Annotated in this window: 21 protein-coding genes; 9 read left to right on the top strand and 12 right to left on the bottom strand. The window is 61.2% G+C overall.

The features are described 5' to 3' along the window. Window positions 1-4: 4 nt before the first annotated feature. A complete protein-coding gene (locus FHT75_RS02520) occupies window positions 5-1405 on the top strand; it encodes a L,D-transpeptidase (protein WP_183844621.1) in 1401 nt (466 codons plus the stop codon). A gap of 71 nt (window positions 1406-1476) precedes the next feature. Here the strand turns inward: FHT75_RS02520 and FHT75_RS02515 are convergent, their stop codons facing one another. From FHT75_RS02515 to FHT75_RS02490, 6 genes are all read right to left on the bottom strand, one after another. Then, entirely contained in the window at window positions 1477-2190 is a 714-nt protein-coding gene (locus FHT75_RS02515; RefSeq protein ID WP_028755818.1) for a ParA family protein, read from the bottom strand. Window positions 2191-2418: 228 nt separating this feature from the next. After that, window positions 2419-3570 carry an iron-containing alcohol dehydrogenase gene (locus tag FHT75_RS02510; RefSeq protein ID WP_029867941.1) on the bottom strand — a complete coding sequence of 384 codons (1152 nt, stop codon included), beginning with the start codon at window positions 3568-3570 and terminating at the stop codon, window positions 2419-2421. Beyond that, complete coding sequence (locus FHT75_RS02505) at window positions 3567-4952, bottom strand: aldehyde dehydrogenase family protein (RefSeq protein ID WP_028755816.1); 1386 nt, start codon at window positions 4950-4952, stop codon at window positions 3567-3569. The genes FHT75_RS02510 and FHT75_RS02505 overlap by 4 nt, the downstream gene beginning before the upstream one ends. A 244-nt stretch (window positions 4953-5196) precedes the next feature. After that, entirely contained in the window at window positions 5197-6561 is a 1365-nt protein-coding gene (locus FHT75_RS02500; protein ID WP_028755815.1) for a glutamine synthetase family protein, read from the bottom strand. A gap of 147 nt (window positions 6562-6708) precedes the next feature. Next, window positions 6709-8265, bottom strand: a complete 1557-nt coding sequence (locus FHT75_RS02495; protein ID WP_028755814.1) for an amino acid permease — start codon at window positions 8263-8265, stop codon at window positions 6709-6711. A 112-nt stretch (window positions 8266-8377) separates the two neighbouring features. Further along, on the bottom strand, window positions 8378-9151 hold the full coding sequence (locus FHT75_RS02490; RefSeq protein ID WP_028755813.1) for an N-formylglutamate amidohydrolase: 774 nt from the start codon (window positions 9149-9151) through the stop codon (window positions 8378-8380). A gap of 177 nt (window positions 9152-9328) precedes the next feature. Between FHT75_RS02490 and FHT75_RS02485 the strand changes: the two genes are divergently transcribed. The 6 genes from FHT75_RS02485 to FHT75_RS02460 all read left to right on the top strand — a co-directional run bounded on the left by FHT75_RS02485 (window position 9329) and on the right by FHT75_RS02460 (window position 14818). Beyond that, window positions 9329-10201, top strand: a complete 873-nt coding sequence (locus tag FHT75_RS02485) for a MurR/RpiR family transcriptional regulator (protein WP_028755812.1) — start codon at window positions 9329-9331, stop codon at window positions 10199-10201. Between the two features lie 190 nt (window positions 10202-10391). Beyond that, window positions 10392-11495, top strand: coding sequence for an ABC transporter substrate-binding protein (locus FHT75_RS02480; protein WP_028755811.1), 1104 nt, complete (start codon window positions 10392-10394; stop codon window positions 11493-11495). A gap of 71 nt (window positions 11496-11566) precedes the next feature. Continuing rightward, the gene (locus tag FHT75_RS02475) at window positions 11567-12460 is read left to right on the top strand and encodes an ABC transporter permease (protein WP_028755810.1); all 894 of its coding nucleotides are present in this window, start codon (window positions 11567-11569) and stop codon (window positions 12458-12460) included. Beyond that, the gene (locus FHT75_RS02470) at window positions 12457-13245 is read left to right on the top strand and encodes an ABC transporter permease (RefSeq protein ID WP_029867940.1); all 789 of its coding nucleotides are present in this window, start codon (window positions 12457-12459) and stop codon (window positions 13243-13245) included. Before FHT75_RS02475 ends, FHT75_RS02470 begins: the two co-directional genes overlap by 4 nt. Window positions 13246-13257: 12 nt before the next feature. Beyond that, complete coding sequence (locus FHT75_RS02465; protein WP_028755809.1) at window positions 13258-14319, top strand: ABC transporter ATP-binding protein; 1062 nt, start codon at window positions 13258-13260, stop codon at window positions 14317-14319. A 193-nt stretch (window positions 14320-14512) separates the two neighbouring features. Then, window positions 14513-14818 (top strand): NIPSNAP family protein, encoded by a 306-nt coding sequence (locus tag FHT75_RS02460; RefSeq protein ID WP_028755808.1) that lies wholly within the window; start codon window positions 14513-14515, stop codon window positions 14816-14818. Between the two features lie 69 nt (window positions 14819-14887). Here FHT75_RS02460 and FHT75_RS02455 read toward each other — a convergent pair whose 3' ends face one another. From FHT75_RS02455 to FHT75_RS02435, 5 genes are all read right to left on the bottom strand, one after another. Then, window positions 14888-15889: an ABC transporter ATP-binding protein gene (locus FHT75_RS02455; RefSeq protein ID WP_028755807.1), complete on the bottom strand. Its 1002-nt coding sequence runs from the start codon at window positions 15887-15889 to the stop codon at window positions 14888-14890. Between the two features lie 10 nt (window positions 15890-15899). Next, entirely contained in the window at window positions 15900-16958 is a 1059-nt protein-coding gene (locus tag FHT75_RS02450) for a Gfo/Idh/MocA family protein (protein ID WP_028755806.1), read from the bottom strand. Next, complete coding sequence (locus tag FHT75_RS02445; protein WP_028755805.1) at window positions 16955-17794, bottom strand: carbohydrate ABC transporter permease; 840 nt, start codon at window positions 17792-17794, stop codon at window positions 16955-16957. Before FHT75_RS02445 ends, FHT75_RS02450 begins: the two co-directional genes overlap by 4 nt. A gap of 9 nt (window positions 17795-17803) precedes the next feature. Continuing rightward, window positions 17804-18751: a carbohydrate ABC transporter permease gene (locus tag FHT75_RS02440; RefSeq protein ID WP_028755804.1), complete on the bottom strand. Its 948-nt coding sequence runs from the start codon at window positions 18749-18751 to the stop codon at window positions 17804-17806. Window positions 18752-18965: 214 nt separating this feature from the next. Beyond that, on the bottom strand, window positions 18966-20225 hold the full coding sequence (locus tag FHT75_RS02435; RefSeq protein ID WP_047611009.1) for an ABC transporter substrate-binding protein: 1260 nt from the start codon (window positions 20223-20225) through the stop codon (window positions 18966-18968). 525 nt (window positions 20226-20750) lie between these two features. On the opposite strand from FHT75_RS02435, the gene FHT75_RS02430 reads away from it, so the two are divergent. After that, a complete protein-coding gene (locus FHT75_RS02430; RefSeq protein WP_047611011.1) occupies window positions 20751-21635 on the top strand; it encodes an N-acetylglucosamine kinase in 885 nt (294 codons plus the stop codon). Then, a complete protein-coding gene (locus FHT75_RS02425; RefSeq protein ID WP_011652849.1) occupies window positions 21632-22396 on the top strand; it encodes a GntR family transcriptional regulator in 765 nt (254 codons plus the stop codon). Before FHT75_RS02430 ends, FHT75_RS02425 begins: the two co-directional genes overlap by 4 nt. A 133-nt stretch (window positions 22397-22529) precedes the next feature. On the opposite strand, the gene metH is transcribed toward FHT75_RS02425, so the two are convergent. Then, window positions 22530-26303 carry a methionine synthase gene (gene metH, locus FHT75_RS02420; protein WP_063474581.1) on the bottom strand — a complete coding sequence of 1258 codons (3774 nt, stop codon included), beginning with the start codon at window positions 26301-26303 and terminating at the stop codon, window positions 22530-22532. Between the last annotated feature and the right edge of the window lie 50 nt (window positions 26304-26353).

The following is a 26353-nucleotide window of genomic DNA, read 5'->3' as shown; positions in this document are numbered from 1 at the left end:
AGACGTGAATCGCTTTTTGAGATCGGCATTTTGCCTTACGGCCGTCCTGGCTGCGCTTGCAGCTGCAGCGCCGGAGGCAGGCGCGCAGCAATTCCGCGATCGCCGCCAGAGCGATATCGTGCTCGTGACGCCGACCGGCGAAATCCTCGACTATGTACCAGCAGGTTATATCTATGCTCGCGACCGCAGCGGCAATCGTGTGTTGATCGACGACTACGGCAACGTCGTTGCCACCGAGATGCGCGCCCGCGGCTATTATCCGCCGCGACCCGGCCCGCGCGAAGTCTATAACGACCAGGGCGGCAACGACCCCTATTATTCCGACAACAATCCCTATGGCGATACGCGTTATTCCGAGCGCGGCGCCGTGACCGGCGGCGTTCCACGCGATGCCGCGATCGAACGGCAGCCGCTCGACGACCAGCCCTATCCTGATGACAACAGCATCGGCAATCCGCAGCCCGGCGACGACTACGCCTCGATCGACCCCGACCAGCAGATCCCGCCTGCCGATCAGCCGAAGGCCGCACCCGAAGAGCCCGTCATCACGCTGAAGAACAAGTCGAAGCCGGAGATCGTCGCGCTGCAGGTCTTCCTCGATCGCGCCGGCATCTCCCCCGGCGTCATCGACGGCCATATGGGCTCGAACGTCACCAAGGGCATCTATGCCTATGACCAGATGACCGGGTCGAAGCTCGATCCCAACGACACCGATGCCATTCTCGAAGAGCTGCGCTTGAACGGCGGCCTGCCCGTCGTCAGCTACACGATCACGCCGGCCGATGCCGCCGGTCCCTTCGTCGCCCAGATCCCGGAAGATTATTCGCAGAAGGCGCTGCTGCCGTCGCTTGCCTATACCTCGACCACCGAAATGCTGGCCGAGCGCTTCCATATGGATGAAGCCTTCCTCAAGGAGATGAACCCCGGCGCCGATTTCAGCGTTCCAGGCACGGTGATCAAGGTCGTCAATCCCGGCGAGCCGAAGACCGGTGAAGTCGCTCGCATCATCGCCGACAAGGGCCGCAAGCAGGTCTTCGCCTATGACGGCGCCGGCAATCTCCTCGCCGCCTATCCGGCATCGATCGGCTCCACCGACACTCCCTCTCCGTCGGGCTTGGTAAATGTCGAGCGTGTCGCCCTCAATCCCGGTTACACCTATAATCCGAAGATCAATTTCCAACAGGGCGCAAACGACAAGATCCTCAACATCCCGCCCGGCCCGAACGGCCCCGTCGGCACCGTCTGGATGGCGCTTTCCAAGCCCACCTACGGCATCCACGGCACGCCCGAGCCTTCGAAGATCGGCCGCACCCAGAGCCACGGCTGCATCCGACTGACCAACTGGGATGCCACCGAGCTGGCCAAGATGGTCAAGCCGGGCGTCACGGTCGAATTCGTCGATTGAGCCGCTTCATTTCGCTGATAGAAAAGGCCGCCGGATCGCTCCGGCGGCCTTTTCGTTTCATCACGGGGAAATCAGGCCGCCGAGCGGACCAGCGGGTTTCCCATGCGGGCGGAGGCGGTCAGCCTGACCGGCAGCTTGCGCATCATTTCCTCGGCAAAACAGGTGGCGTTTTCACGCGCCTTGTCGAGATTGCTGACGCGCGTGGGGTCGATCGTGTGCAGCGTGCCGCCACAGTCGAAGATGTCGCGGAAGGCGGAGCGTTCGATAATTGCGGTGTCCAGCACCGGCACATGCCGTTCGCTGAGTAGCGACTTGACGAGTTGCAGCGCCCGCGTCGTCACCATCGAGTTGACGCGGGTGAGCACCACCGAATGGCCGATCTTGATGCCGGCCTTCTCGTCCAGATATTGCAGCAGCTCGAGCACCTGCGCGCCGCCGCGTGCATCCATCGCACAGCCCTGGATCGGGATCAGCACATGGTCGGAAAGGCCGACGGCTGTCGCAAGCAGCGGATTGCGCGCACCCGGCAGGTCGACGATGAAATAGTCGGTATTGTGCTTGTTCTCGCTGATATGCTGCGGCAGCGAGGCGGTGGTCACGAAATCGATCACCGAAAGATTGGGAACATGACCCGATATTTCGTGCCAGCGCGAAATCCAGTGCTGCGGATCGGCGTCGAGAATGGTGACGCGATAGCCTTTGCGGGCAAGCTCGGTGGCGAGCAGGAGAACAGCGGTCGTCTTGCCGGCGCCGCCCTTGGTATTTGCGAATGTGATGACAGGCATGTTCGGTCCTCGGAAGGAGATGGTGCGAGCCGGAATCGCTCTTTTACGCACCCTCGGGAGCATCGTGCGGTTAATCCATCCTTTCTAATCATGGTTAACAAATTCCAAACACGCGCGGCGAAATTGCAGCCGGTATTTTTCACATCCCTAAAATTGGGGATGCCGCCGGAATGAAAAAAGGCCGGAAAACCAAGGTTTTCCGGCCAGTCAGTTGGTCCGCTCGTATTGTCAGAAGCAGTCCTTGAACAGAGTTTTGGTATTTTCGAGCGTCATTGCGACCGGGTTGCCGCCGGCGCTCGGATCTTCGATCGCCATGGCCGACAATTCATCGATACGATCAGGCGCGATTCCCATCGCCGACAGCGTCTCCGGCACCCCGAGTTCGGAGCGGAGCTTCAGCACATAGTCGTAAAAGCCGTCGAAACCGCCCGAAATGCCGAGATAGGCGGCGGCGCGGCCGATCTTCTCCTCGATCGCCTTGCGATTGAAGCGCAGCACTGCCGGCATCACGACTGCATTGGTCATGCCGTGATGGGTGTTGTAGACGGCGCCGATCGGGTGCGACAGCGCGTGGATGGCGCCGAGCCCCTTCTGGAAGGCAACCGCGCCCATGGCGGCCGCAGACATCATATTGGCACGGGCTTCGAGGTCTGTGCCTTCCCTATAGGCGCGCGGCAGGAACTCCTTGACGAGCCGCATGCCTTCAAGCGCGATGCCGGCCGACATCGGGTGATAGAAGGGCGAGGAATAAGCCTCCAGGCAATGGGCAAAGGCGTCCATGCCCGTGCCGGCCGTGATGATCTTCGGCATGCCGACCGTCAGTTCCGGATCGGAGATGACGACGCCAGGCAGGAACTTCGGATGGAAGATGATCTTCTTCACATGGGTTTCGGAATTGGTGATGACGCTGGCACGCCCGACTTCCGAACCGGTGCCGGCCGTTGTCGGCACCGCGACGATCGGGGCGATGCCCTCGAGGCTCGCACGCGTCCACCAGTCGCCAATATCTTCGAAGTCCCAGACCGGCCGCGTCTGACCGGCCATGAAGGCGACGCACTTGCCGAGATCGAGGCCGGAGCCGCCGCCGAAGGCGACAACACCGTCATGTCCGCCGTCCTTGAAAGCCTTGACGCCGGCGTCGAGGTTCTTCTCATTGGGGTTCGGATCGACATCGGCGAAGATCGCCCGGCCGAGACCGGCATCTTCGAGGATATCGAGCGCAGTCTTGGTGATCGCCATCGAGGCGAGGCCGCGGTCGGTGACGAGCAGTGGCTTCTTGATGCCGAGGCTCTTGCAGGCGTCGGCCAGTTCCGTGATGCGGCCCCGGCCGAGCTTGACCGATGTCGGATAGCTCCAGTTTGCGGTGATGTTGCTGCTCATGCTGTGACCTTCTTCAGATGGAAAGATTTCGGACGCGTCAGATTTTGGAAGCCGATGATCGACAGCGAGCCACCGCGGCCGGTCTCCTTGACGCCGGTCCAGCAAAGCGCCGGGTCGAGATAATCCGCGCGGTTCATGAAAACGGTGCCGGTTTCGATTGCGCGGCCAAGCCGCGCTGCCCGCTCGACATCCCTGGTCCAGAGCGAGGCCGTCAGCCCGTACTGGCTGTCGTTCATTAAAGCGAGTGCCTCCTCGTCGCCCTTCACCTTCATGATGCCGACTGCCGGACCGAAAGTCTCTTCGCGCATGAAGGCCATGGAGTGGTCGACATTGACGAGGATCTGCGGTGCGAGATAGGCGCCGCCGTCATCCTGAGGGAAAAGCTTGGGATCGACAAGCGCCTTGGCGCCCTTGGAAACCGCGTCAGTAATCTGCTCGCGCACCACCTTGGCGAAGCGCTTATTTGCCATCGGCCCGAGCGACGTATCGGGATCGAGCGGATTGCCGAGCTTGTAGTTCGACACCCAGGCAACCGATTTCTCGACGAAGGCGTCATAGAGCGATTTATGCACATAGATGCGCTCGATGCCGCAGCAGCACTGGCCGGAATTGTAGGTCGCGCCGTCCATCAGCGTATCGACGGCCGCATCAAGATCGGCGTCTTCCATGACATAACCCGGATCCTTGCCGCCGAGTTCGAGACCGAGGCCGGTGAAGGTGCCGGCGGCCGCCCGCTCCATCGACCGCCCGCCTTCGACCGATCCGGTGAAATTGACGAAATTGAAGCTGCCGGCGGCAATTAGCGCCGACGTGGTCTCATGGTCGAGAAAGACGTTCTGGAACACATCCTCGGGAACGCCGGCCTCGATGAAGGCCTGCACCAGCCGTTCGCCGACAAGAAGCGTCTGCGAGGCATGTTTCAGCACCACGGTATTGCCGGCCATCAACGCCGGCGCGATCGTGTTGATCGCCGTCATATAGGGATAGTTCCACGGCGCGACGACGAAGACGACGCCATGGGCTTCGCGCTCGATGCGGCGCTCGAAACGCTCGCTCTCCTCGACGACGAGAGGCGCCAGCGCATCCGCCGCGATGGAGGCGACATAGTTGGAGCGCTCGTTAAAGCCTTTGTATTCGCCGCCATACTTGACCGGCCGGCCCATCTGCCAGGCAAGCTCCGGGACGACGACATCAGACATCTCATTCAGCCGCGCAGCACCCTTCAGCACCAGCTGCACGCGCTCTTCGAGCGGCCGTTTCGCCCAGGCTTTCTGCGCCTTGCGGGCGCGCGCCACCACATCCTTGGCGGCATCGAGAGAAAGTGCGGCGCGTTCGGCATAGACCGACCCGTCAACCGGTGAAATGCATTGGATCATTGCCATGATCGATTTCCGTCCTCGTATTGATCAAAAATTTCGTCGAGGGCCATAGCCCCTCATCCGCCTGCCGGCACCTTCTCCCCGCTCGCGGGGAGAAGGGAATACACAGCACCGTTTTCCCCAACCGCAAACCCCGCACAGGGCACGTCCCCTCTCCCCGCAAGCGGGGGTCCGAAGGACGGGTCGAGACCAGTGGCTCGACCCCGGCAACGGTTAGCGTGAGGGGCAAGCCGCCTCTGATTGCCTATTAAGCTCTTTCGAAACCGCGCGCCACTTCCCAGTCGGTGATACGGCGATCGTATTCTTCCTGCTCCCATTCGGCAGTACGGGTGTAATGGTCGATAACGTCGTCGCCGAAGGCTTTGCGCAGCATTGCCGATTCCGTCATCTCAATCGTGGCTGCGCGCAGCGTGCGCGGGATTTCGCGGACACCCTTGCCGCCATAGGCGTCGCCGACGAAGGGGGCTTCGAGCTCCAGCTTGTTCTCGATGCCGTCAATGCCGGCCGCAAGCAGCGCGGCGAAGGCGAGATAGGGATTGAGATCGGAGCCGCCGACGCGGCACTCGATACGGATTCCCTTGGTCTCCTCGCCGCAGAGCCGATAGCCGGCGGTACGGTTGTCCTTGCTCCAGATCGCCTTGGTCGGCGCAAAGGTACCGGCCATGAAGCGCTTGTAGGAGTTGATGTAGGGCGCCAGGAAATAGGTGATCTCGCTCGCATGGGCGAGAAGCCCGGCGACGTAATTGTGCATCAGCGGCGACATGCCATATTTGCCGGTATGGTCGAAGAAAAGCGGCTTCTCCTCCAGGCTCCAGAGCGACTGGTGGATGTGCGAGGAACTGCCGGCGGCGTTGTAGTTCCACTTGGCGAGGAATGTGATGGCCTTGCCCTTCGACCAGGCGATCTCCTTGCAGCCGTTCTTGATGATCGCGTGCCGGTCGGCCATGGCGAGCGCATCGGCGTAGCGCACGTTGATCTCTTCCTGGCCGGCCGAAGCCTCGCCCTTGGAGTTCTCGACCGGGATGCCGGCGCCTTGCAGCCCGGTGCGGATCGCCCGCATCACCTCTTCCTCCTTGGTGGTCTGGAAGATGTGGTAGTCCTCGTTATAGGCGCTGGCGAGCTTGAGGTTGCGGTAGCCCGAGGCCTGTGCCGCCTCATAGGTCTGGTCGAACAGGAAAAACTCGAGTTCGGAGGCCATATAGGCCTTCATGCCCATATCTTCGAGGCGCTTCACCTGCTTCTTCAGGATCGCGCGCGGCGAGTGGGCGACCTCCTCATGCGTATGATGGTCGAGCACGTCGCAGAGCACCAGCGCGGTGCCTTCGAGCCAGGGAATGCGGCGCAGCGTCGCCAGATCCGGCTTCATGGTGTAGTCGCCGTAACCCTTCTCCCAACTCGTCGCCTTGTAGCCGGAGACCGTCTCCATCTCCATGTCCGTGGCAATCAGGTAGTTGCAGCTGTGCGTTTCCTTCCAGGCGCTCTCGATGAAATACTCCGCCTGGAACCGCTTGCCCATCAGCCGGCCCTGCATGTCCACCTGGCAGGCCAGAACCGTGTCGATGCGCCCTTCGGCAACATCCTTCCTGAGATCGTCGATCGTGTAGCTGCTCATGATTGATCCGCCTGAATTGGGATTGAGAAAATCGGGGCAACGAAATCGCATACGCTCGGCCGGACCTCCCAGCCCGATGCCTTTTCGTTGAACCGGTGATGGGGCCGCAGGATGCGGCCCCGCCATTTGAGAGGGAAGCCTCGATGCTTACTTTTCGCCGCTCTCGCCGACCGCCGCTTCGGCGGCCGCGATCTCGGCCTGACGCTTTGCCACTTCGGCGCCGATCGGCGGCCCCTTGAAGCGCCGGCTTTCGAAGCCGAACCAGACGATCCCGGTGACCACGAGGAAGCCGACGGTGATATAGAGCGCCCATTCATTCGGAGGTTGAATGCCGAGAATGAAGATCAGGATCATCGCGATGATCGTCAGCACGGCAAAGAGCTTGAAGACGCCTTCGCCGAGGTTCCACGGACCCATCTTGTCCCACTTCGATGTACCCCAGGCGAAGAGGCCGAGCGTGATCGGAATCGCGAAGGAGAAGAACAGGAAGATGACGGTGCACGAGACGACGATCGTGTAGACCGGCGTGTCGCCGATCGAAACGAGCGAAGAGCCCCAGACGAACAGGACCGATAAGATCGAGCCTGTCCAGATCGCAGCTACCGGCGTGCGGTACTGCGGGCTGACCTTCGACAATGCCTTCGATGCCGGCAGACCGCCGTCACGCGAGAAGGCGAAGATCATGCGAGAGACCGAGGTGACGGTCGCAAGACCGCACAGCCACTGGCTGACCAGGATGGCGAGGTAGAGAATGTCCTTGACGATCGGGTTGACCTGGCTGTCCATCGCCCAGAAGAACACGTTCCAGCCCTGCTTTGCCGCATCGTCCATGTTCGGCAGCATCAGGACGAAGGCGCACAGCATGATATAACCGAAAAGCGCCGACCACAGCACCGACGCGACCATGCCGCGCGGGACCGATTCAGCAGCCTTGACGGTCTCTTCCGACGTATGCGCGGAGGCGTCATAGCCGGTGATGGTGTAGATCGGCAGCAGCAGACCGAGCAGGAAGACCCAGGTACCCGAGGTGGAGGGCCAGACGTTACCGCCGACTTCGCCGGAATAGTTGGCGAAGGTGAAGAGACGGCCGAATTCATACGAGGGTGCCGCGAGAAGGCAGACGACTGCCAGCGCAATCGAGCTCGCGAAGATGAGATAGCCCGAAAAGTCGGTCAGCTTCGCTGTCAGCCCGATGCCCATGTGGTTCACGAGCGCCTGCGCACCGGTGATGATGACGAGGAAGACGATGCGTACTACCGTCGAATCCGTCAGCCCGAGATAGGTGGTGCCGAAGGAGCCCATGAAGAAATAGTAGGTGCCGACATTGATGGCGCCGAGCACGGTGACGAGCCCGAGCAGGTTGAACCATGCGGTCAGCCAGCCGGTGAAGCGGTTGCCGAGGATCGAACCCCAGTGATAGAGCCCACCGGCCGTCGGATAGGCGGAGCTGATCTGCGCCATGGCAACGGCGAAGACCAGCGAGATGAAGCACCCGACCGGCCAGCCGATGCCGATGGCCGCTCCGCCGGCACCGGAGGTCGCCTGCGCCAGCGAATTGATGCCGCCGGACAGAATGCAGATGATGGAGAATGATACGGCAAAATTCGAGAACGAGCTCATGCGTCGTTCGAGTTCCTGGGCATAGCCCATGGAATGCAGGATGTGCACATCCTGCTTCTTGTCCAGTTCGGTATAATCCGACATGACTTCCCCCTGTTCACGATCGGCCGCGGGATTGCGGGCCGGTTCAGTGCCAATTGTCCGCGGCATTTGCGCCGTACAGACGTTCGCAGTTAGACTGCTCCCTCGGGTCTTTTTATTGGGCGTCCAGGCTTTGCTGGAGCAGCCCCTTTAGATAGTCGGCCATGACCCTTTGGCCGGCATCGTTTGCGATGAGATCGTTTCGGACCTCGATCATAACATTGCGAATCCCGTTCGAAAGCCCGTGCAGGATCAGCGTGTGGGTTACGCCATCCTCGGGTCCGTAAGGCTCGTTGCGTTCCGTCCTGAAGAGCGGTGCCTCAGCGGCAGCTTTCAGCATGCCGTCGGCCAGCCGACTGTCCTTGTCGTGCAATATGCCGAGTTCGACGGCCCGCTCTCGGCCGTGATAGACCGGCGTGAAACTGTGCATCGTCACGATGATGCTGTCTTGGCCCCGCGCCCGACGGTCACGGATCAATCCACGAACGGCATCGTGAAAAGGCACGTAGAGCGCCTCGGTGCGCGCCAGCCGCTCTTCCGCGGTCAAATCCTTGTTACCGGGAATGGCATAGATCTCGCTTGTCTCGGGCATCGCCCCCGGCGAGCTGGGTGGGCGGTTGCAATCATAGATCAACCGTGAAAACCGCTGATAGATGAGCGTCGCGTCAAGGGCGTCGGATAGGATGCGGGCAACCGCAAGTGCGCCTGGATCCCAAGCAATATGGCTGGAGAGCGCTTCACGCGAAAGACCGAGATCACCGAAACGTTCAGGAAGAGTGCTGGAGGCATGCTCACAGACGAAGAGCACCGGGCTCCCGCCACGGATGCGCTCGATCCCGACGCAGTCGCCGTCCGCTTCGCTGAGGATGTTCGGTCGAGCCAGCACCAAAAGCGCCACTCCTTATCCATTAATAAATTCTTATAAGAAAAGAATTCTTCAGGTTTCGATGACTGTCAAGCATCGACTGAAAATTTCTTTTCATGACAGTAGTTGACATGGATTATGACAGCGTTGTTAACTTTGAGTGGGAAAGTGGCGCCAGACCATCCCGGGGAGCATAGTTACGTGACAGTTGCGTCGAAGACGGTTTCGGACGTCATACATTCGCATTTGGGGGTGCTGACGCGCGCCGAGAAGCAGTTGGCCGAAAGCCTTCTCGACAATTATCCGGTTTCCGGTCTCGGCAGCATCACCACGATCGCCGAGAATGCCGGCGTCTCGACGCCGACCGTCGTGCGCATGGTGCAGAAACTCGGCTTCAAGGGCTATCCGGACTTTCAGGCGCATCTGCATCAGGAGGTCGAGGCGACGATCTCGAACCCCATCGCCAAGCACGATCGCTGGGCGCAGAACGCGCCGGGCACCCATATCCTCAATCGCTTTGCCGATGCCATCATGGGCAATCTGCGCCAGACGCTGACCGATCTCGACACCGCGACTTTCGACAGCGTCGCCTCGCTGCTCTCCGACCGCAAACGCGGCCTCTATTTCGTCGGCGGCCGCATCACCGGCGCGCTTGCCGAGTATTTCTTCACCCACATGCAGGTGATCCGGCCAGCAACGACGCTGCTGTCGTCGAATTCCAGCAGCTGGCCGCAATATGTCCTCAACATGAATGCCGGCGACATCCTGATCATCTTCGACATCCGCCGCTACGAGCAGGAAATGGTGAGCCTTGCCACCGCCGCCCGCAAACGCGGCGCCGAGATCGTCGTCTTCACCGACCAGTGGGGCTCGCCCGCGGCCAAGCTCGCCAGACATACCTTCCGCGTCCGGATCGAAGCGCCATCGGCCTGGGATTCCTCCGTCGTCACCCTGTTCATCGTCGAAGCGCTGATCGAGGCCGTTCAGAATTCGACCTGGGACGAGACGAAGGAGCGCATGAAGACGCTGGAAGGCCTGTTTGAGCAGACCAGGCTTTTCCGTAAACCGGGTTAGGAGGACAAGACTAAACAGAAGAAAGACAATGACGGATTTTCACGGAAACAGACCGCGCTGTCGCAAATAGAATATTTGTCGCAAAGGCCTGATATTCAGGGTGAAATGAACGTCATCCAAACGTCATACAAGCTTCATGTAAGCTCATTAACAGCATCGCCAGACACTGAAAACCCGAAGGAGAACAACAGTGATCTCTAACATTTCTCGACTGCTGTCGCTTTCTACTGCGATGATCGTGGCTTCGACCGCGATTGCCGCCGCTGAGCCGAGCGCTGAACTCATCGCCGCCGCCAAGAAGGAAGGCACCCTGACGACCATCGCACTTCCGCACGACTGGTGCGGCTACGGCGACGTCATTGCCGGCTTCAAGGCCAAATACGGTCTTGAGGTCAACGAACTGAACCCGGATGCCGGCTCCGGCGACGAAATCGAAGCGATCAAGGCCAACAAGGGCAATACCGGCCCGCAGGCTCCTGACGTCATCGACGTCGGCCTCTCCTTTGGCCCGTCCGCTAAGAAAGACGGCCTGATCCAGCCTTATAAGGTCTCTACCTGGGATTCCATCCCGGATACCGCCAAGGACGCCGAAGGCTATTGGTATGGCGACTATTACGGCGTTCTCTCGTTCCTCGTGAACAAGGATCTCGTCAAGGAATCGCCGGCCGATTGGCCCGATCTGAAAAAGAGCGACTACGCAAACAGCGTCGCGCTGGCAGGCGACCCGCGCACGGCCAACCAGGCTGTCCAGGGCGTCTATGCCGCCGGTCTTTCCGCATCTGGCGGTGACGCAGCCAAGGCAGGTGAAGAAGGTCTGAAGTTCTTCGCCGAGCTCAACAAGAACGGCAATTTCGTGCCGGTCGTCGGCAAGGCTGCTCCCTTCGCGCAGGGCTCCACGCCGATCATCGTCGCCTGGGACTACAACGCGATGTCCTGGGGCGAAGGCCTGAAGGGCAATCCTCCGTTCGAGGTTGTCGTTCCCAAGACCGGCGTCGTTGCCGGCGTTTACGTTCAGGCGATTTCTGCCTTCGCTCCGCACCCGAACGCTGCCAAGCTCTGGATGGAATACCTCTATTCCGACGAAGGTCAGCTCGGCTGGCTGAAGGGCTATTGCCACCCGATCCGCTTCAACGATCTTGCCAAGAACAACAAGATCCCGAAGGAATTGCTCGACAAGCTGCCGCCGGCAGCGGCCTACGAAAAGGCCGTCTTCCCGACGCTCGAAGAGCAGGCCGCCGGCAAGGAAGCCATCACCAAGAACTGGGATTCCGTCGTCGGCGCCAACGTCAAGTAATCTCTGCTCCTGCCTCCCCGCCGCAAGGCGGGGAGGTTTTGTTACTCCGACGCCCCAGGATGAGCTTTTCCATGAGCACCGTTTCTACGCCGATGGCGAGCAGTGCCCCCTTGATCAACAAAGACCGTGTGATCGACTGGCTGGGCATTGCACCCTTCATCATTTTCTCCCTGCTATTCCTGATCATCCCCACGCTCTATCTTGTGGCGGGCGCATTCCTGACGCCCGAGGGCGATTTCACGCTGAAGAATATCGGCGATCTCTTTACGCCATCGATCATGAGCGCTTACTGGATCAGTATCCGCGTCTCGGTCGCCTCCGCTCTCGGCGGCGCGCTGATCGGCTTCTTCCTCGCCTGGGCCGTCGTGCTCGGCGGCCTGCCCGCCTCCGTGCGCTCGACGCTGCTGACCTTCTCCGGCGTCGCCTCGAATTTCGCCGGCGTGCCGCTCGCCTTCGCCTTTCTCGCAACGCTCGGCCGTACCGGCCTTGTGACGATCTTCCTGCGCGAATGGTTCGGCTTCAATCTCTACGGCACCGGTTTCAACCTGCTGTCCTTCTTTGGCCTCACCATCACCTACATGTATTTCCAGATCCCGCTGATGGTGCTGATCCTGACGCCGGCCCTCGACGGCATGAAGAAGGAATGGCGCGAGGCATCGCAGATCCTCGGCGCCACCAACCGCCAATATTGGACGATGGTTGCCCTTCCGATCCTCTGGCCGAGCCTGCTTGGCACGACGCTGCTGCTTTTCGCCAATGCCTTCGGCGCCATCGCCACCGCCTTTGCGCTGACCGGCAGCTCGCTGAACATCGTGCCGATCCTGCTTTATGCGCAGATCCGCGGCGACGTTCTGCACAATGCCAACCTCGGCTACGCCATCGCGCTCGGCATGATCGTCATTACAGGCGTCTCCAACGTCCTTTATCTCATGCTGCGCATGCGCGCCGAACGGTGGCAGAAATGAAAGCTCAACGTCTTGGGGCCTGGATCGCCGTCATCCTGGGCGCATCCTATTTCGTCATTCCGTTGATCGGCACGATCGAATTTTCGCTGCGCATGCGCCGCGGCGAATACAGCCTCGATGCCTATGAATCGGTCTTCTCAGACATTCAGTTCCGCGAGACCTTCGGCTATTCCATGCTGATGGCGTTATTCACCATCGTCTTCGGCATGCTGCTCGTCGTGCCGACGGCCTATTGGGTGCGGCTGCGCCTGCCGCAGATGCGTCCCGTCGTCGAATTCATCACGCTGCTGCCGCTTGTCATTCCGGCGATCGTCATCGTCTTCGGTTACCTCAGGATGTATAATTCGTCGTCCTACCTGCCCCTGACGGGTTCGACGACCGGCACCAACGCCCTGCTGGTCTTCTCCTATATCACGCTGTCCCTGCCCTACATGTACCGCGCCGTCGATACCGCCATGCGCGCCATCGACGTCCGCACGCTGACGGAAGCGGCCGAAAGTCTCGGCGCCCGCTGGACGACCATCATGTTCAGGTGCATTTTCCCCAACGTCATGAGCGGCGTGCTCTCCGGCGCCTTCATCACGCTGGCAATCGTCATGGGCGAATTCACCTTCGCCGCGCTGCTCAACCGTCCGGCTTTCGGTCCCTATCTGCAGCTCGTCGGTGCAAACAAGGCCTATGAGCCTTCGGCGCTCGCCGTCATCGCCTTCTCGATCACCTGGCTCAGCATGGGCCTGCTCAACCTCGTTTCCCGCTTCGGTAAAGCCCGCCCGGCAAAGGCTTAAGGTAACTGGCTCATGTCCTTTCTCACACTGACCAACATTCAGAAATCCTTCGGCCCGGTTCAGGTCGTCAAGAACTTCAACATGAACATCGAGAAGGGTGAGTTCATCTCCTTCCTCGGCCCGTCAGGCTGCGGCAAGACGACTGTTCTGCGCATGATCGCCGGCTTCGAGACACCGACCGGCGGCACGCTGACCATCAACGGCAAGGACCAGAGCGCCCTGAAGCCGAACCAGCGCAATATCGGTATGGTCTTCCAGGCCTATGCATTGTTCCCCAACATGACCGTGCACGACAATGTCGCCTTCGGCCTCAAGGTCGCCGGCGCGCCGAAGCCTGAGATTGACGCCCGCGTCAAGGAAATGCTCGGCCTGATCAAACTCGATCACCTGGCCGACCGCTTCCCCTATCAGCTATCGGGCGGCCAGCAGCAGCGTGTCGCCCTTGCCCGCGCGCTTGCCGTCAAGCCGCAGGTGCTGCTGCTCGACGAGCCGCTCTCCGCGCTCGACGCCAAGATCCGCGTGTCGCTGCGCGAGGAAATCCGCCAGATCCAGCAGCAGCTCGGCATCACCACGGTCTTCGTCACCCACGACCAGGAAGAAGCTCTGTCGATCTCCGACCGCATTGTCGTCATGAATGCCGGCAAGGCTGACCAGATCGGTTCGCCCTTCGAGATCTACAACACGCCGGCGACACGCTTCGTCGCCTCCTTCGTCGGCACGTTGAACCTCATCGAGGCCAAGGTCATCGACCCCGGCGCCAACCGCATCCAGATCGGCGATCAGGGCGTGACGCTCAAGCAGTCGGTCGCCGCCCACAAGGCTGGCGAAACCATTTCGCTGGCGCTGCGTCCGGAAGCCGGTTCCCTCTCTGACAACGTCAAAAGCGATACGGCGCTAACCGGCCAGGTCGTCTCGGCCCACTTCCTGGGATCGGTCATCCGCACCCGTATGAATGTCGGCGGCAACGTCATCTCCTTCGACATGTTCAACAGCCCGGGCATCACCCCGCCGCAGGCCGGCGAAACGGTGACGCTGCGCTTCATGGCGGCCGACCTGCTGATCATCCGCGACTGATTTCGCCGATACCGTTCACGCAAAAGGCGCCGCGAAACGGCGCCTTTTTCATTTCAGGCTGGCCGACACGTCAGCAATCGTGATGCTGTCATCACTGCAAAGCACTTGAACTCTCTCAACGCGATGCCAGAAGGTGAGCAAACCAAATGAGCCGCACCCCTCCGCTCGGTGTTTTACGCAATGGGATATGTCAATGATTACCTGCCACCTGCGTTATGTGATCGATCCGTACAAGCTTGCCGAATTCGAGGAATATGCCCGGCTCTGGATTCCGATCGTCAACAGGATGGGCGGCACCCATCACGGTTATTTCCTGCCATCCGAAGGCGCCAACGACATTGCCGTTGCCTTGTTTTCCTTCCCGAGCCTTGCCGCCTATGAGGACTATCGCACGCGCATGGCGAGTGATCCGGAATGTCAGGCCGCTTTCGAACTCGACAAACGCAACCGCAGTATCGTCAGCTATGAACGTAGCTTCATGCGGCCCGTGCTTGGCTGATCGAACTCTTGCACGCCAACGGGAAGTGAAAGGCCCCGCAACACGGGGCTTTTTCGTTCTATCATGCCCTCAGCGGATCGCCTGGTCGTCGACATCGAAGCGGTGGACACGCGCCTGATCCGGCGTCGCATAGACGATCTCGTCGGGCTCGTACTGATGCTCGCCGAACAGGCGTGCCGTCAGCAGGCCGCACTGGTCGGACTCCAGATAGATGATCGTATCGGCGCCGAGATGCTCGACATGCACGACCTTCGCCGCCCAACTCCCCTGCTCACGCGACAGCGTCATGTGTTCGGGCCGCACGCCGATCGTCTTGGCGCTGTGATCGCCAACCTTCTCGGCCGCGATGAAATTCATCTGCGGTGAGCCGATGAAGCCGGCGACGAAGACATTGGCCGGACGGTTGTAAAGCTCCATCGGCGAACCGATCTGTTCGATCGCGCCGGCATTCAACACGACGATCTTGTCGGCAAGCGTCATCGCCTCGACCTGATCGTGGGTCACATAGATCATCGTCGCCTTCAGGCTGCGGTGCAGCCGGGCGATTTCGAGGCGGGTCTGGACGCGTAGCGCCGCATCGAGGTTCGACAACGGTTCGTCGAACAGGAAGAGTTCCGGTTCGCGCACGATGGCGCGGCCGATCGCGACACGCTGGCGCTGGCCGCCGGAGAGCTCGGCCGGCCGCCGCGCTAGATATGGCTCCAGCGACAGCATGCCGGATGCCTTGCTGACACGCTTTTCGATCTCGTCCTTTGCGGTGCCGGCCTGCTTGAGGCCGAGCCCCATATTGTCCTTGACCGTCAGATGCGGATAGAGCGCGTAGGACTGGAACACCATGGCGATTCCGCGCCTGGCCGGCGGCGTCAGCGTCTCGTCGCGGCCGTTGATGACGACGGCGCCCGACGTGACGTCCTCGAGACCGGCAATGCTGCGCAGCAGCGTCGACTTCCCGCAGCCCGACGGACCGACGAAGATGACGAATTCACCGTCCTTGACTTCGAGGTCGATGCCTTTCAGCACTTCATGCGTGCCGTAGGTCTTGCGGATGGATTTGAGTTGAAGCGATCCCACTGTCTTTCCCTTACAATCTGACCGGCTGGCCGGTACGCACGCTCTCGTCGGCGGCAAGGCAGATGCGCAGCGATGCCACCGCATCCGCCATATGGCGGTCGAGGTTCAGATCCTCGCGGATCGCCCTCAGCATGAAGGCCTGTTCCAGGTCGCAAAGCGCCTGATGGCCGGGCTCGCCGGTCATCCTCATATCCTGGTCGGGCCGGATGAACTTGCCGTCCGCGCCGGTCTCGGCCGTGTGCAGACGGATCACGGAGGTCTTGGTGTGCGTGTCGATATCGTCGGACTTGGCGTTCGGATCCATGACAATGGAAACCGCACCCTTCGGCGACATCACGTCCTTCACGAAGAAGGCGGTCTCCGAGATCATCGGTCCCCAACCGGCTTCGTACCAGCCGACCGAACCGTCCTCGAACAGCACCTGCAGGTGACCGTAATTATACATGTCGGCGGCAATCTCGTCGGACATGCGCAGCCCCATGCCGCGCACCTCGACAGCCCTGGCATCAGTGATCTGGCACATGACGTCGACATAATGCACGCCGCAATCGACGATCGGCGAGGTGGTGCGCATCAGCGACTTGTGCGTCGCCCAGGTCGGGCCGCTGGACTGTTGGTTGAGGTTCATGCGGAAGACGTAAGGCGGGCCGAGCTTGCGCGCCTCCTCGATCAGCTTCATCCAGGAAGGGTGATGGCGAAGAATATAACCGATCACCAGCTTGCGCCCGGCCTTCCCAGCCGCCGCGACCACGCGCTCGGCATCGGCGACGGTGGTCGCCAGCGGTTTTTCGACGAAGACGTCGCAGCCGGCCTCGAAGGCGGCGACGGCATAATCGGCATGGCTGTCGGAATAGGTGTTGATCGAGCAGAGGTCCGGCTTCAGCTCGGCGAGCGCCGTCATGAAGTCGGGATGGATCGTATAGCCCTGCAGCTCGGGCTCCAGCTTCGGCGTCGAGCGGTTGACGAGACCAACGATCTCGAAGCCTGGATTGTTGTGATAGGCGAGCGCATGGCTGCGGCCCATATTGCCGAGGCCGGCAACGAGGACGCGGATCGGTTTTACGGTCACTTGACGGCTCCTGACGTGATGCCGCGGATCAGCTGCCGCGAGAAGATGACGTAGAGGACGAGGATCGGCAGGATCGCCAGCGACAGCGCCGCCAGCACCGCATTCCAGTTGGTGACGAACTGGCCGATGAAGATCTGCGAGCCGAGCGTCACCGTCTTGGTGGCCTCCGACGGCGCCAGGATCAGCGGGAACCAGAGGTCGTTCCAGATCGGGATCATCGTGAAGACGGCGACCGTCGCCATGGCCGGGCGCACCAGTGGCAGCACCAGCCGGAAGAAGATCGCATATTCGGAAAGCCCATCGATGCGCCCGGCATTCTTGAGGTCATCCGAAACCGTGCGCATGAATTCCGACAGGATGAAAATCGCCAGCGGTATGCCCTGCGCGGTATAGACGAGGATCAGCGCCGTCAGCGTGTTGACGAGGCCGGCCGCCACCATGCCCTGCAGGATCGCCACCGTGCCGAGACGGATCGGGATCATGATGCCGATCGCCATATAGAGCCCGAGCAGCGTATTGCCGCGGAAACGATATTCCGACAGGGCGAAGGCCGCCATGGCGCCGAAGAGCAGCACCAGCAGGATCGAGACGATCGTGACGATGAAGCTGTTCTGGAAATAGGTGGCGAAATCGCCCTGCCCCAGCACCGTCTGATAGCCGACAAGGCTGAAGGTCGACGGCGTCGGGATCATCAGCGGCTCGCGGAAGATCGAAGCGCGATCCTTGAACGAGTTGACGATGGTCAGAAACACCGGAAACAACGCGACCAGCGTATAGGCGCTCAGCGCCAGATGCACGAGGCCGGTGCGGATGGGAGATGTGCGTGCCTTGGACATGCGCGCTCCTCAGAACTGGTAGCGACGCATGCGCCGCTGGATGACGAAGAGATAAAGCGAGACGCCGGCGAGAATGATGAGGAACATCACCGTAGCGATCGTCGCGCCCATCGAGCGGTCGCCGAGCTGAAGCTGGAAACCGAAAAAGGTGCGGTAGAGCAAGGTGCCGAGAATGTCGGTCGACATGTCAGGCCCGGCGAGCGCCCCCTGCACGGTGTAGATCAGATCGAAGGCGTTGAAATTGCCGACGAAGGTCAGGATCGAGATGATGCCGATCGCCGGCAGGATGAGCGGCAGCTTGATCTTCCAGAATTGCGCCCAGCCGGTAATGCCGTCGCATTCGGCCGCCTCGATCACCTCTTCAGGGATGCTGAGAAGTGCGGCATAGATCAGCATCATCGGAATGCCGATATATTGCCAGTTCGAGATCAGCGACACCGCGATCAGCGCCGAACCGGACTTGCCGAGCCAGGGCGCGAACAGGAATTTCAAGCCGATGAGATCGAGCATCCAGGGCGCCACGCCCCAGATCGGCGAGAGGATCAGTTTCCAGATGAAGCCGACGATGACGAAGGACAAGAGCGTCGGCAGGAACATCGCCGTGCGGTAGAAGGCAACGCCGCGCAGTTTCGGCACCGAAAGCAGGGCGGCAAGCGCCACGCCGATCGGGTTCTGCACGCACATGTGGATGGCAAAGAAGATCAGGTTATTGACAAGGGCATTCCAGAAATCGCGCGCCCAGCGCGCATCGCCGAACAGCACCTTGAAATTCGCCAGTCCGACGAAGGCCGGCTGCCCGTCGACCATATTGTAAAGCGACAGCCGGAGGGTTTCGATGAGCGGCAGCACCATGACGGCGGAATAGACGATCAGGGCTGGCAGCATGAAGACGAAAATGTGCCAGCGCACCGGGCGCTTGAGCGGGACGATATCGGCCGCGTTGTTGGTTTCGCTCATGGCTTTTGCCTGTTCATGTCGACTGGCTGCAAGGGCAGCACAGGTGGAAAACGTTGCGCCTCACCCGGACTCTCCACCACCTGGGAAGAAAGGAACGCCCTGCTGGGATGCTATGTCGGGCTGGGAGGTCGCTGCGAATCTCCTTCTCCCCGCACGCGGGGAGAAGGTGGCCGGCAGGCTGGATGAGGGGCAGCAAACGCCGCCCCTGATCACATCACTTGGCCGGCTTGTACCAGCTGTCGAGGCCCTTCTGGAGCTTTTCGGCAGCAACCGCCGGCGTATCCGTGCCGTTGATGACGTTGGCCGATTCGACCCAGGTCTCGTTTTCGAGGTTCGGCGTGCCGCGCGACAGGATCTGATAGGTCGAGCGCACCGTCGACTTGTACGGGCCGCGCCAGGAAACGAATTCCTGAGCGAGCGGATCGGACATCTTGACCGGGTTGGAGTTCAGGCTGAAGAAGCCCGGCAGCGCGTTGGCGTAGATATCGGCGAACTCAGGCGAAGCAACCCAAGTGAGGAACTTCTTGGCTTCCTCAGCATGCGCGCTCTTCGCGTTCAGGCCGACCGCAATGTCAGGATGGTCGGAGATGTAGCCCGTGTCGCCAGCCTTTGGAACCGGCGGCGGGAAGGCGCCCATCTTGAACTGTGCCTGGCTGTTGAACAGCGCGATTTCCCACGAGCCGGCCGGGTAGATCGCGGCACGGCCGAGCGTGAAGAGGTTCTGGCTGTCGGAGTAGGTCTGAGCTTCGAAGCCGTCGCCGAGATAGGGCTTCCACTTGGCAAGCTCTTCATAGGGCTTGACCCAGTCGGCGTCGGTCAGCTTCTGCTTGCCGGCGATCAGGGCGGCGCGGCCGTCCTCACCCTTCCAGTAGTTCGGGCCGATGTTCTGGTAGCCCATGGTGGCGGCTTCCCAGAGGTCCTTCGTGCCCATGGCGAGCGGGATGTAGGTGCCGTCGGCCTTGATCTTGTCGAGCGCTGCGTAGAACTCGTCCTGCGTCTTCGGCACCGAGATGCCGAGCTTGTCGAAGGCATCCTTGTTGTAGATGAAGCCGTGGATGACCGAAGCCATCGGCACGCAGAAGGTCGACTTGCCGTCGTCGGTCGTCCAGGCGGCCTTTGCGACCGGCGAGAAGTTCTCCATACCCGGCAGATCATTCAGGCTCGTCAAGTTGCCGCTCTTGAACAGGGCCAGCGACTTGTCGAAGGGACGGCAGGTGATGATGTCGCCGGCGCTGCCGGCATCGATCTTGGCAGACGTTGCAGCATCGTATTCGGTCGGTGCTGTCGGCGAGAAGACGAGTTTGATGCCCGGGTTCTTGGCTTCGAAGGCCGGGATGATCTTCTCCTGCCAGATCTGCAGGTCGTCATTGCGCCAGCTTTCGATCGTCAGCGTGACGTCGGCGGCATGGACGAGGCCTGCTGACGTCAGCAGGCTGGATGCAAGCAGGAAGCTTTTCAGAGCAGTGTTTTTCATTTCCCTCTCCTGTTTAAGCGCCGCGAGGCGCTGTTTTCGATCTGAAACAAGCAATTGGCGTGCCTGAGGCAACACCCAACGCCCCTTGGAGGACCGCCAGCAATGCCGGTCCCGAAAGCTCGACGGACACGAAGGCGGATCGCCTGCGGCCGGACTGCGCACCTTCCCAGCGGCTACACCGGGGCGGCGAAATGATGGGGAAAGCCGATGAATGCCCGAATTCGCCACAAGCCCGATAGGCCAGTGGGTCGTCATCTCGATCACCTTCGTAGCGGTTCCGGCTTGGCTTAACTGCCGGTTTTCGTGGGCTTCGAAGTGCTGTTCCCTTTTGCGGAATTAATGCCAAAAAAATACCAATTGTCCAGCCGAATTTAACTTTTCGGCCTGAGAAAATTCGTTAAAAAATTAAATCCAGTGAAATCAATGAGATAAAAAGATTGATTTTCTCCCTCATTCCCACTTGGTAAATGGTATTTTTTTGGTATTGTATTAAAAAACATAGGGAACGGTATATTCGGAGGCCCGATGACGGAGCTTGCAATCGGCATAGACGGCGGCGGAACGAGCTGCCGGGCCGCAGTCGCGGACGGAAACGGCAATGTCATCGGCCGCGGCAAATCAGGCCCTGCCAACATTCTGTCGGATCTCGAAAACTCTCTTCTCAATATCGTCGAATCCGCCCGGCAGGCGCTGTGCGATGCCGGGCTTGCTGCTGAAACCATCTCCTCCGTCGCAGCCGTCGTCGGCGTCGCCGGTGCCAACGTCGGCGATTACGGCAGACGAATCGAAACGGCCCTGCCCTTTACCGAAGGTCGCGTCGTCACCGATGCGCTGATTGCCCTGCAGGGTGCGCTCGGCGATGCCGACGGTATCGTTGGCGCCTTCGGCACCGGCTCGGTCTATAATGCCCGTAGGGATGGCCGGCTGAACGGCATCGGCGGCTGGGGTTTCGTCGTTGGGGACCAGGCAAGCGGCGCCCGCCTCGGCCGCGACCTAATGGAACGATCGCTGCTCGCCCATGACGGGGTGCGGCCGGCATCGCCGATCACCGAAGCGGTCATGGCCGAATACGGCAACGATCCCGAGCGCATCGTCGAATTCGCGCATTCGGCAAGACCGAAGGACTTTGCCCGCTACGCACCTGTTGTCTTCGAACATGCGGCCAAGGGCGATACTGTTGCGGTTGGCATCGTCACCGACGCCGCGACCGCGATCGGCGAAAGCCTCGAGGCGCTGCTCTGGCCCGAATGCCCGTCGATCTGCCTGCTCGGCGGCCTTGCCGAAGCCTATGAACCCTGGCTTGCCGAACGTTACAGGCTGCTGCTCGCCAAACCGAAGGGCGATGCCCTGCAGGGCGCGGTGGGACTTGCGGTGAAGCTCCTGAACAACAGGCAGAGAGGTGCGGCATGAGCGACGACCTCGCTACCATCCTATCCCTGGAGCGCCTGCAGGCTGCCGGTACCGGCCCGCTCTACGTCAAGCTGCGCCGCATGCTCGAAGAGGCCGTGCGCACCGGCACGCTCGGCCACGGCGATGCGCTGCCGCCGGAACGCGACATCGCCGAATTCGCCGCCGTCAGCCGCGTCACCGTCCGCAAGGCGATCGACGAATTGGTCGCCGACGGCCTGCTGGTGCGCCGCCACGGCTCGGGCACCTTCGTCGCCAAGCCGGTCTCCAAGGTCGAGCAACGCCTGTCGCAGTTGACCTCCTTCACCGAGGATATGGCGCGCCGCGGCATGTCCTCCCGCTCCGAATGGCTGCACAAGGGCATCCACACCCCCTCGCCCGACGAGATGATGATTCTCGGCCTCGGCACCGACGTCAAGGTTTCGCGCCTCTCCCGCCTGCGCATCGCCGACGACCAGCCGCTGGCGATCGAGAATGCCAGCGTTTCCGGCGAGTTCCTGCCCGATCCCTCGGCCGTCACCAATTCGCTCTATGCTGAACTCGAACGCCTCCAGGTCCGCCCGGTACGCGCGGTGCAGCGCATCTCGGCAACCAATATGAAGGAAGCCGACGCCCAGCTTCTCGGCGTCTCGGTCGGTGCGGCCGGCCTGTCGATCGAGCGCATCTCCTATCTTGGCTCCGGCCGCGCCGTGGAATTCACCCGCTCGCTCTATCGCGGCGACGCCTATGATTTCGTCGCGGAGCTGACGATCGCGGTGACTTGAACCGCAAGGCCGACATCATCGGCTCAAAAGAAAAATCTTCTTGATTTTCAAAAGCATGGAGCCGGAAAGTGATTCACTTCCGGCTCCCTCCTTTCTTGAATTATTTTATCAGCGGAAGACGCCAAACGGCTGGTTACGCCGCGTCGTCGATCTCCTCATCCGCCTTGCGCGGCACGTAGTTCAGCACCGGTCCGAGCCAGCGCTCGACTTCGGAAACCTCCATGCCCTTGCGCCTGGCATAATCTTCCACCTGATCGCGCTCGATTTTGGCGACACCGAAATAATAGGAGTCAGGGTGGCCGATATAGAGGCCGGAGACCGAGGAACCCGGCCACATCGCATAACTTTCCGTCAGCTTCACGCCGGCCGCTTTTTCAGCGTCGAGCAGCTTGAAGAGCGTTGCCTTTTCGGTGTGGTCAGGCTGGGCGGGATAACCGGGCGCGGGGCGGATGCCGGCATAAGCTTCGGTGATGAGATCCTCTTTGCTGAGCGTCTCGTTCTTGGCATAGCCCCAATATTCTCGACGCACCTGCTCATGCATACGCTCGGCAAAAGCTTCGGCGAAACGGTCGGCCAGCGCCTTGACCAGGATCGAAGAATAATCATCGTTCGCCCGTTCGAAACGCTCGGCAATGGCGATTTCCTCAATACCGGCCGTCACCACGAAGCCGCCGACATAATCCTGAACCCCGCTTGTGACAGGCGCGACGAAGTCGGAGAGCGCCACGTTTGGCCGCCCGTCCCGCTTCGAAAGCTGCTGGCGCAGGGTATAGAAGGTCTCAAGCTCCTGCGTCCTGCTCTCGTCGGTGAACAACCGGATATCGTCGCCGACGGCGCCGGCCGGCCAGAAGCCGATGACGGCGCGCGGGCGGAACCACTTCTCGTCGATGATCTTCTTGAGCATGGCTTGCGCATCGGTCCAGAGCGCGCGCGCTGCCTCGCCCTGCTTCTCGTCTTCGAGAATGGCGGGGTAACGGCCGCGCAGTTCCCAGGTCTGGAAGAACGGCGTCCAGTCGATATATTTGGCAAGTTCGGCCAGATCGTAATCCTCGAACACCCGCGTGCCGAAGAATTGCGGCTTCACCGGCTGGTAGGCAGACCAGTCGATCTTGTGAGCATTCTCGCGAGCCCGGGGCAACGGCAGGCGCACCTTCTCGGCCTCGCTGCGCGCATGGGCGGCCGCCACCTTGGCATATTCGGCTCTTATATCGTCGACATAGCCCTGGCGGGTCTCCGGCGAGAGCAGCGCCGAGACGACGCCAACAGCGCGGCTGGCATCGGTCACATAGATCGTCTGCCCGTTGTTGTAGCCGGGATGAATCTTCACGGCCGTATGCACGCGGCTGGTCGTCGCCCCGCCGATCAAGAGCGGGATCTTGAAACCCTGCCGCTCCATCTCGGCCGCAACGTGCACCATCTCGTCGAGCGACGGCGTGATCAGGCCCGAAAGGCCGATGACGTCGACCTTCTCGGCGATCGCCGTTTCGAGGATCTTCGTCGCCGGCACCATGACGCCGAGGTCGACGATCTCGTAATTGTTGCAGGCCAGCACGACGCCGACGATGTTCTTGCCGATATCGTGCACGTCGCCCTTGACCGTCGCCATCAGGATCTTGCCGGCCGACTGGCGCTCTTCGCCGCCGTTGAGGCGCTTTTCCTCTTCCATGTAGGGCAGCAGCACGGCGACCGCCTGCTTCATGACACGCGCCGACTTGACCACCTGCGGCAGGAACATCTTGCCCGAACCGAAGAGATCGCCGACGACGTTCATGCCGGCCATCAGCGGGCCCTCGATGACATGCAGCGGCCGGGCGGCCTGCTGGCGCGCCTCCTCGGTATCGGCCTCGATATATTCGGTAACGCCGTTGACCAGCGCATGTTCGAGACGCTTCTCGACACTCCATTCGCGCCAGGAGAGATCCTGGACCCGGCCTTCCCGGGCGCCGGCGCCGCGGAAGCGCTCGGCCACTTCGAGCAGCCGTTCGGTGCCGTCGGGGCGGCGGTTCAGCACCACGTCCTCGCAGGCCTCGCGCAGCTCGGGATCGATGTTGTCGTAGACCGCCAGCTGGCCGGCATTGACGATGCCCATGTCCATGCCCGCCTGGATGGCGTGGTAGAGGAACACGGCGTGCATCGCCTCGCGCACCGGCTCGTTGCCGCGGAACGAGAAGGACAGGTTCGAAACGCCGCCGGAAATATGCACCAGCGGCATGCGCTCACGGATCGTCCGCGTCGCCTCGATGAAATCGACGCCGTAATTATTGTGCTCTTCGATGCCGGTCGCGACCGCGAAAATGTTCGGATCGAAGATGATATCCTCGGGCGGGAAGCCGATCTTCTCGGTCAGCAGCTTGTAGGCGCGCGTGCAGATTTCCACCTTGCGCTCATAGCTGTCGGCCTGTCCGGTCTCGTCGAAGGCCATGACGACGACGGCCGCGCCGTAATTGTGCAACAGCCGCGCCTGGGCGAGGAAATTCTCCTCGCCTTCCTTCAGCGAGATCGAGTTGACGATCGGCTTGCCCTGGACGCGCTTCAGGCCGGATTCGATGATCGAGAACTTCGACGAATCGATCATCACGGGCACGCGGGCGATGTCAGGCTCGGCGGCGATCAGGTTGAGGAACTCGACCATCGCCTTTTCGGAATCGATCAGGCCCTCGTCCATGTTGATGTCGATCACCTGCGCGCCGTTCTCGACCTGGTCGCGGGCGACGTCGAGCGCTGCCGTATAATCGGCATTGGTGATCAGCTTGCGGAACTTCGCCGAGCCGGTGACGTTGGTACGCTCGCCGACATTGACGAAGGGAATGTCCTTGGTCAGCTCGAAAGGTTCGAGGCCTGACAGCGACATGAAGGGACGATGCTCGGGGATCGGCCGCGGCTTGTACTTGGCGACGGTCTCGGCGATCGCCCTGATATGTTCCGGCGTCGAACCGCAGCAGCCACCGACGATATTGACGAGGCCTTCGCGGGCGAAGCTGTCGATCTGCGCGGCCATCAGCTCCGGCGTTTCGTCATATTGACCGAATTCGTTCGGCAGGCCGGCATTCGGATAGGCGCAGATGAAGGTGTCGGCGACGCCCGAAAGTTCCTGCAGATGCGGGCGCATGGCGTTGGCGCCGAGCGCGCAGTTGAGACCGATCGTAAAGGGATTGGCATGGCGCACCGAGTTCCAGAAGGCCGAAGGCGTCTGGCCGGACAGGGTGCGACCGGACAGATCGGTGATCGTGCCGGAGATCATCACCGGCAGGCGCACGCCCTTGGCCGCGAAGCGCTCCTCGCAGGCGAAGATCGCCGCCTTGGCGTTCAGCGTGTCGAAGATCGTCTCGATGAGGATGATGTCGGCGCCGCCGTCGATCAAGCCGTCGATCTGCTCGCCATAGGCGGAACGCAGATCGTCGAAGGTGACGGCGCGAAAGCCGGGATTGTTGACATCAGGCGAGATCGAGGCGGTGCGGTTGGTCGGGCCGATGGCGCCGGCGACGAAGCGGCGGCGGCCGTCCTCGCGTTCAGCGCGCTGTGCCGCCCGGCGCACGATCTCGGCACCTTCCTTGTTGAGGTCGTAGACCGCGCCTTCCATCTCGTAATCGGCCTGCGCGATGCGGGTCGAGGAGAAGGTGTTGGTCTCGAGAATGTCGGCGCCGGCCTTGGCGTATTTGTAGTGGATCTCTTCGATCGCGTCCGGCTGGGTCAGGATCAGAAGGTCGTTATTGCCCTTCTGGTGACAGGCGCAGCCGATGAAGCGGGTCCCGCGGAACTGGTCTTCGTCATAGCCGAGCCCCTGGATCTGTGTGCCCATGGCTCCGTCGAGGACAAGGATGCGCTCGCTCGCGGCTTGTTTCAAAGCCGCGAAAACTTCACGGCCGTCACGCTTGCCCGTTTCCGGACCAAAGAGATTGTCAAACACGGGAGGGCTCCTTGACGTCATAAGACCAGACTTCCAAATCACATAAAGAT

The organism is Rhizobium sp. BK112 (genome assembly GCF_014193215.1).
Classification (GTDB): Bacteria; Pseudomonadota; Alphaproteobacteria; order Rhizobiales; family Rhizobiaceae; genus Rhizobium; species Rhizobium anhuiense.
This window is presented reverse-complemented; position numbering and strand designations above follow the sequence as displayed.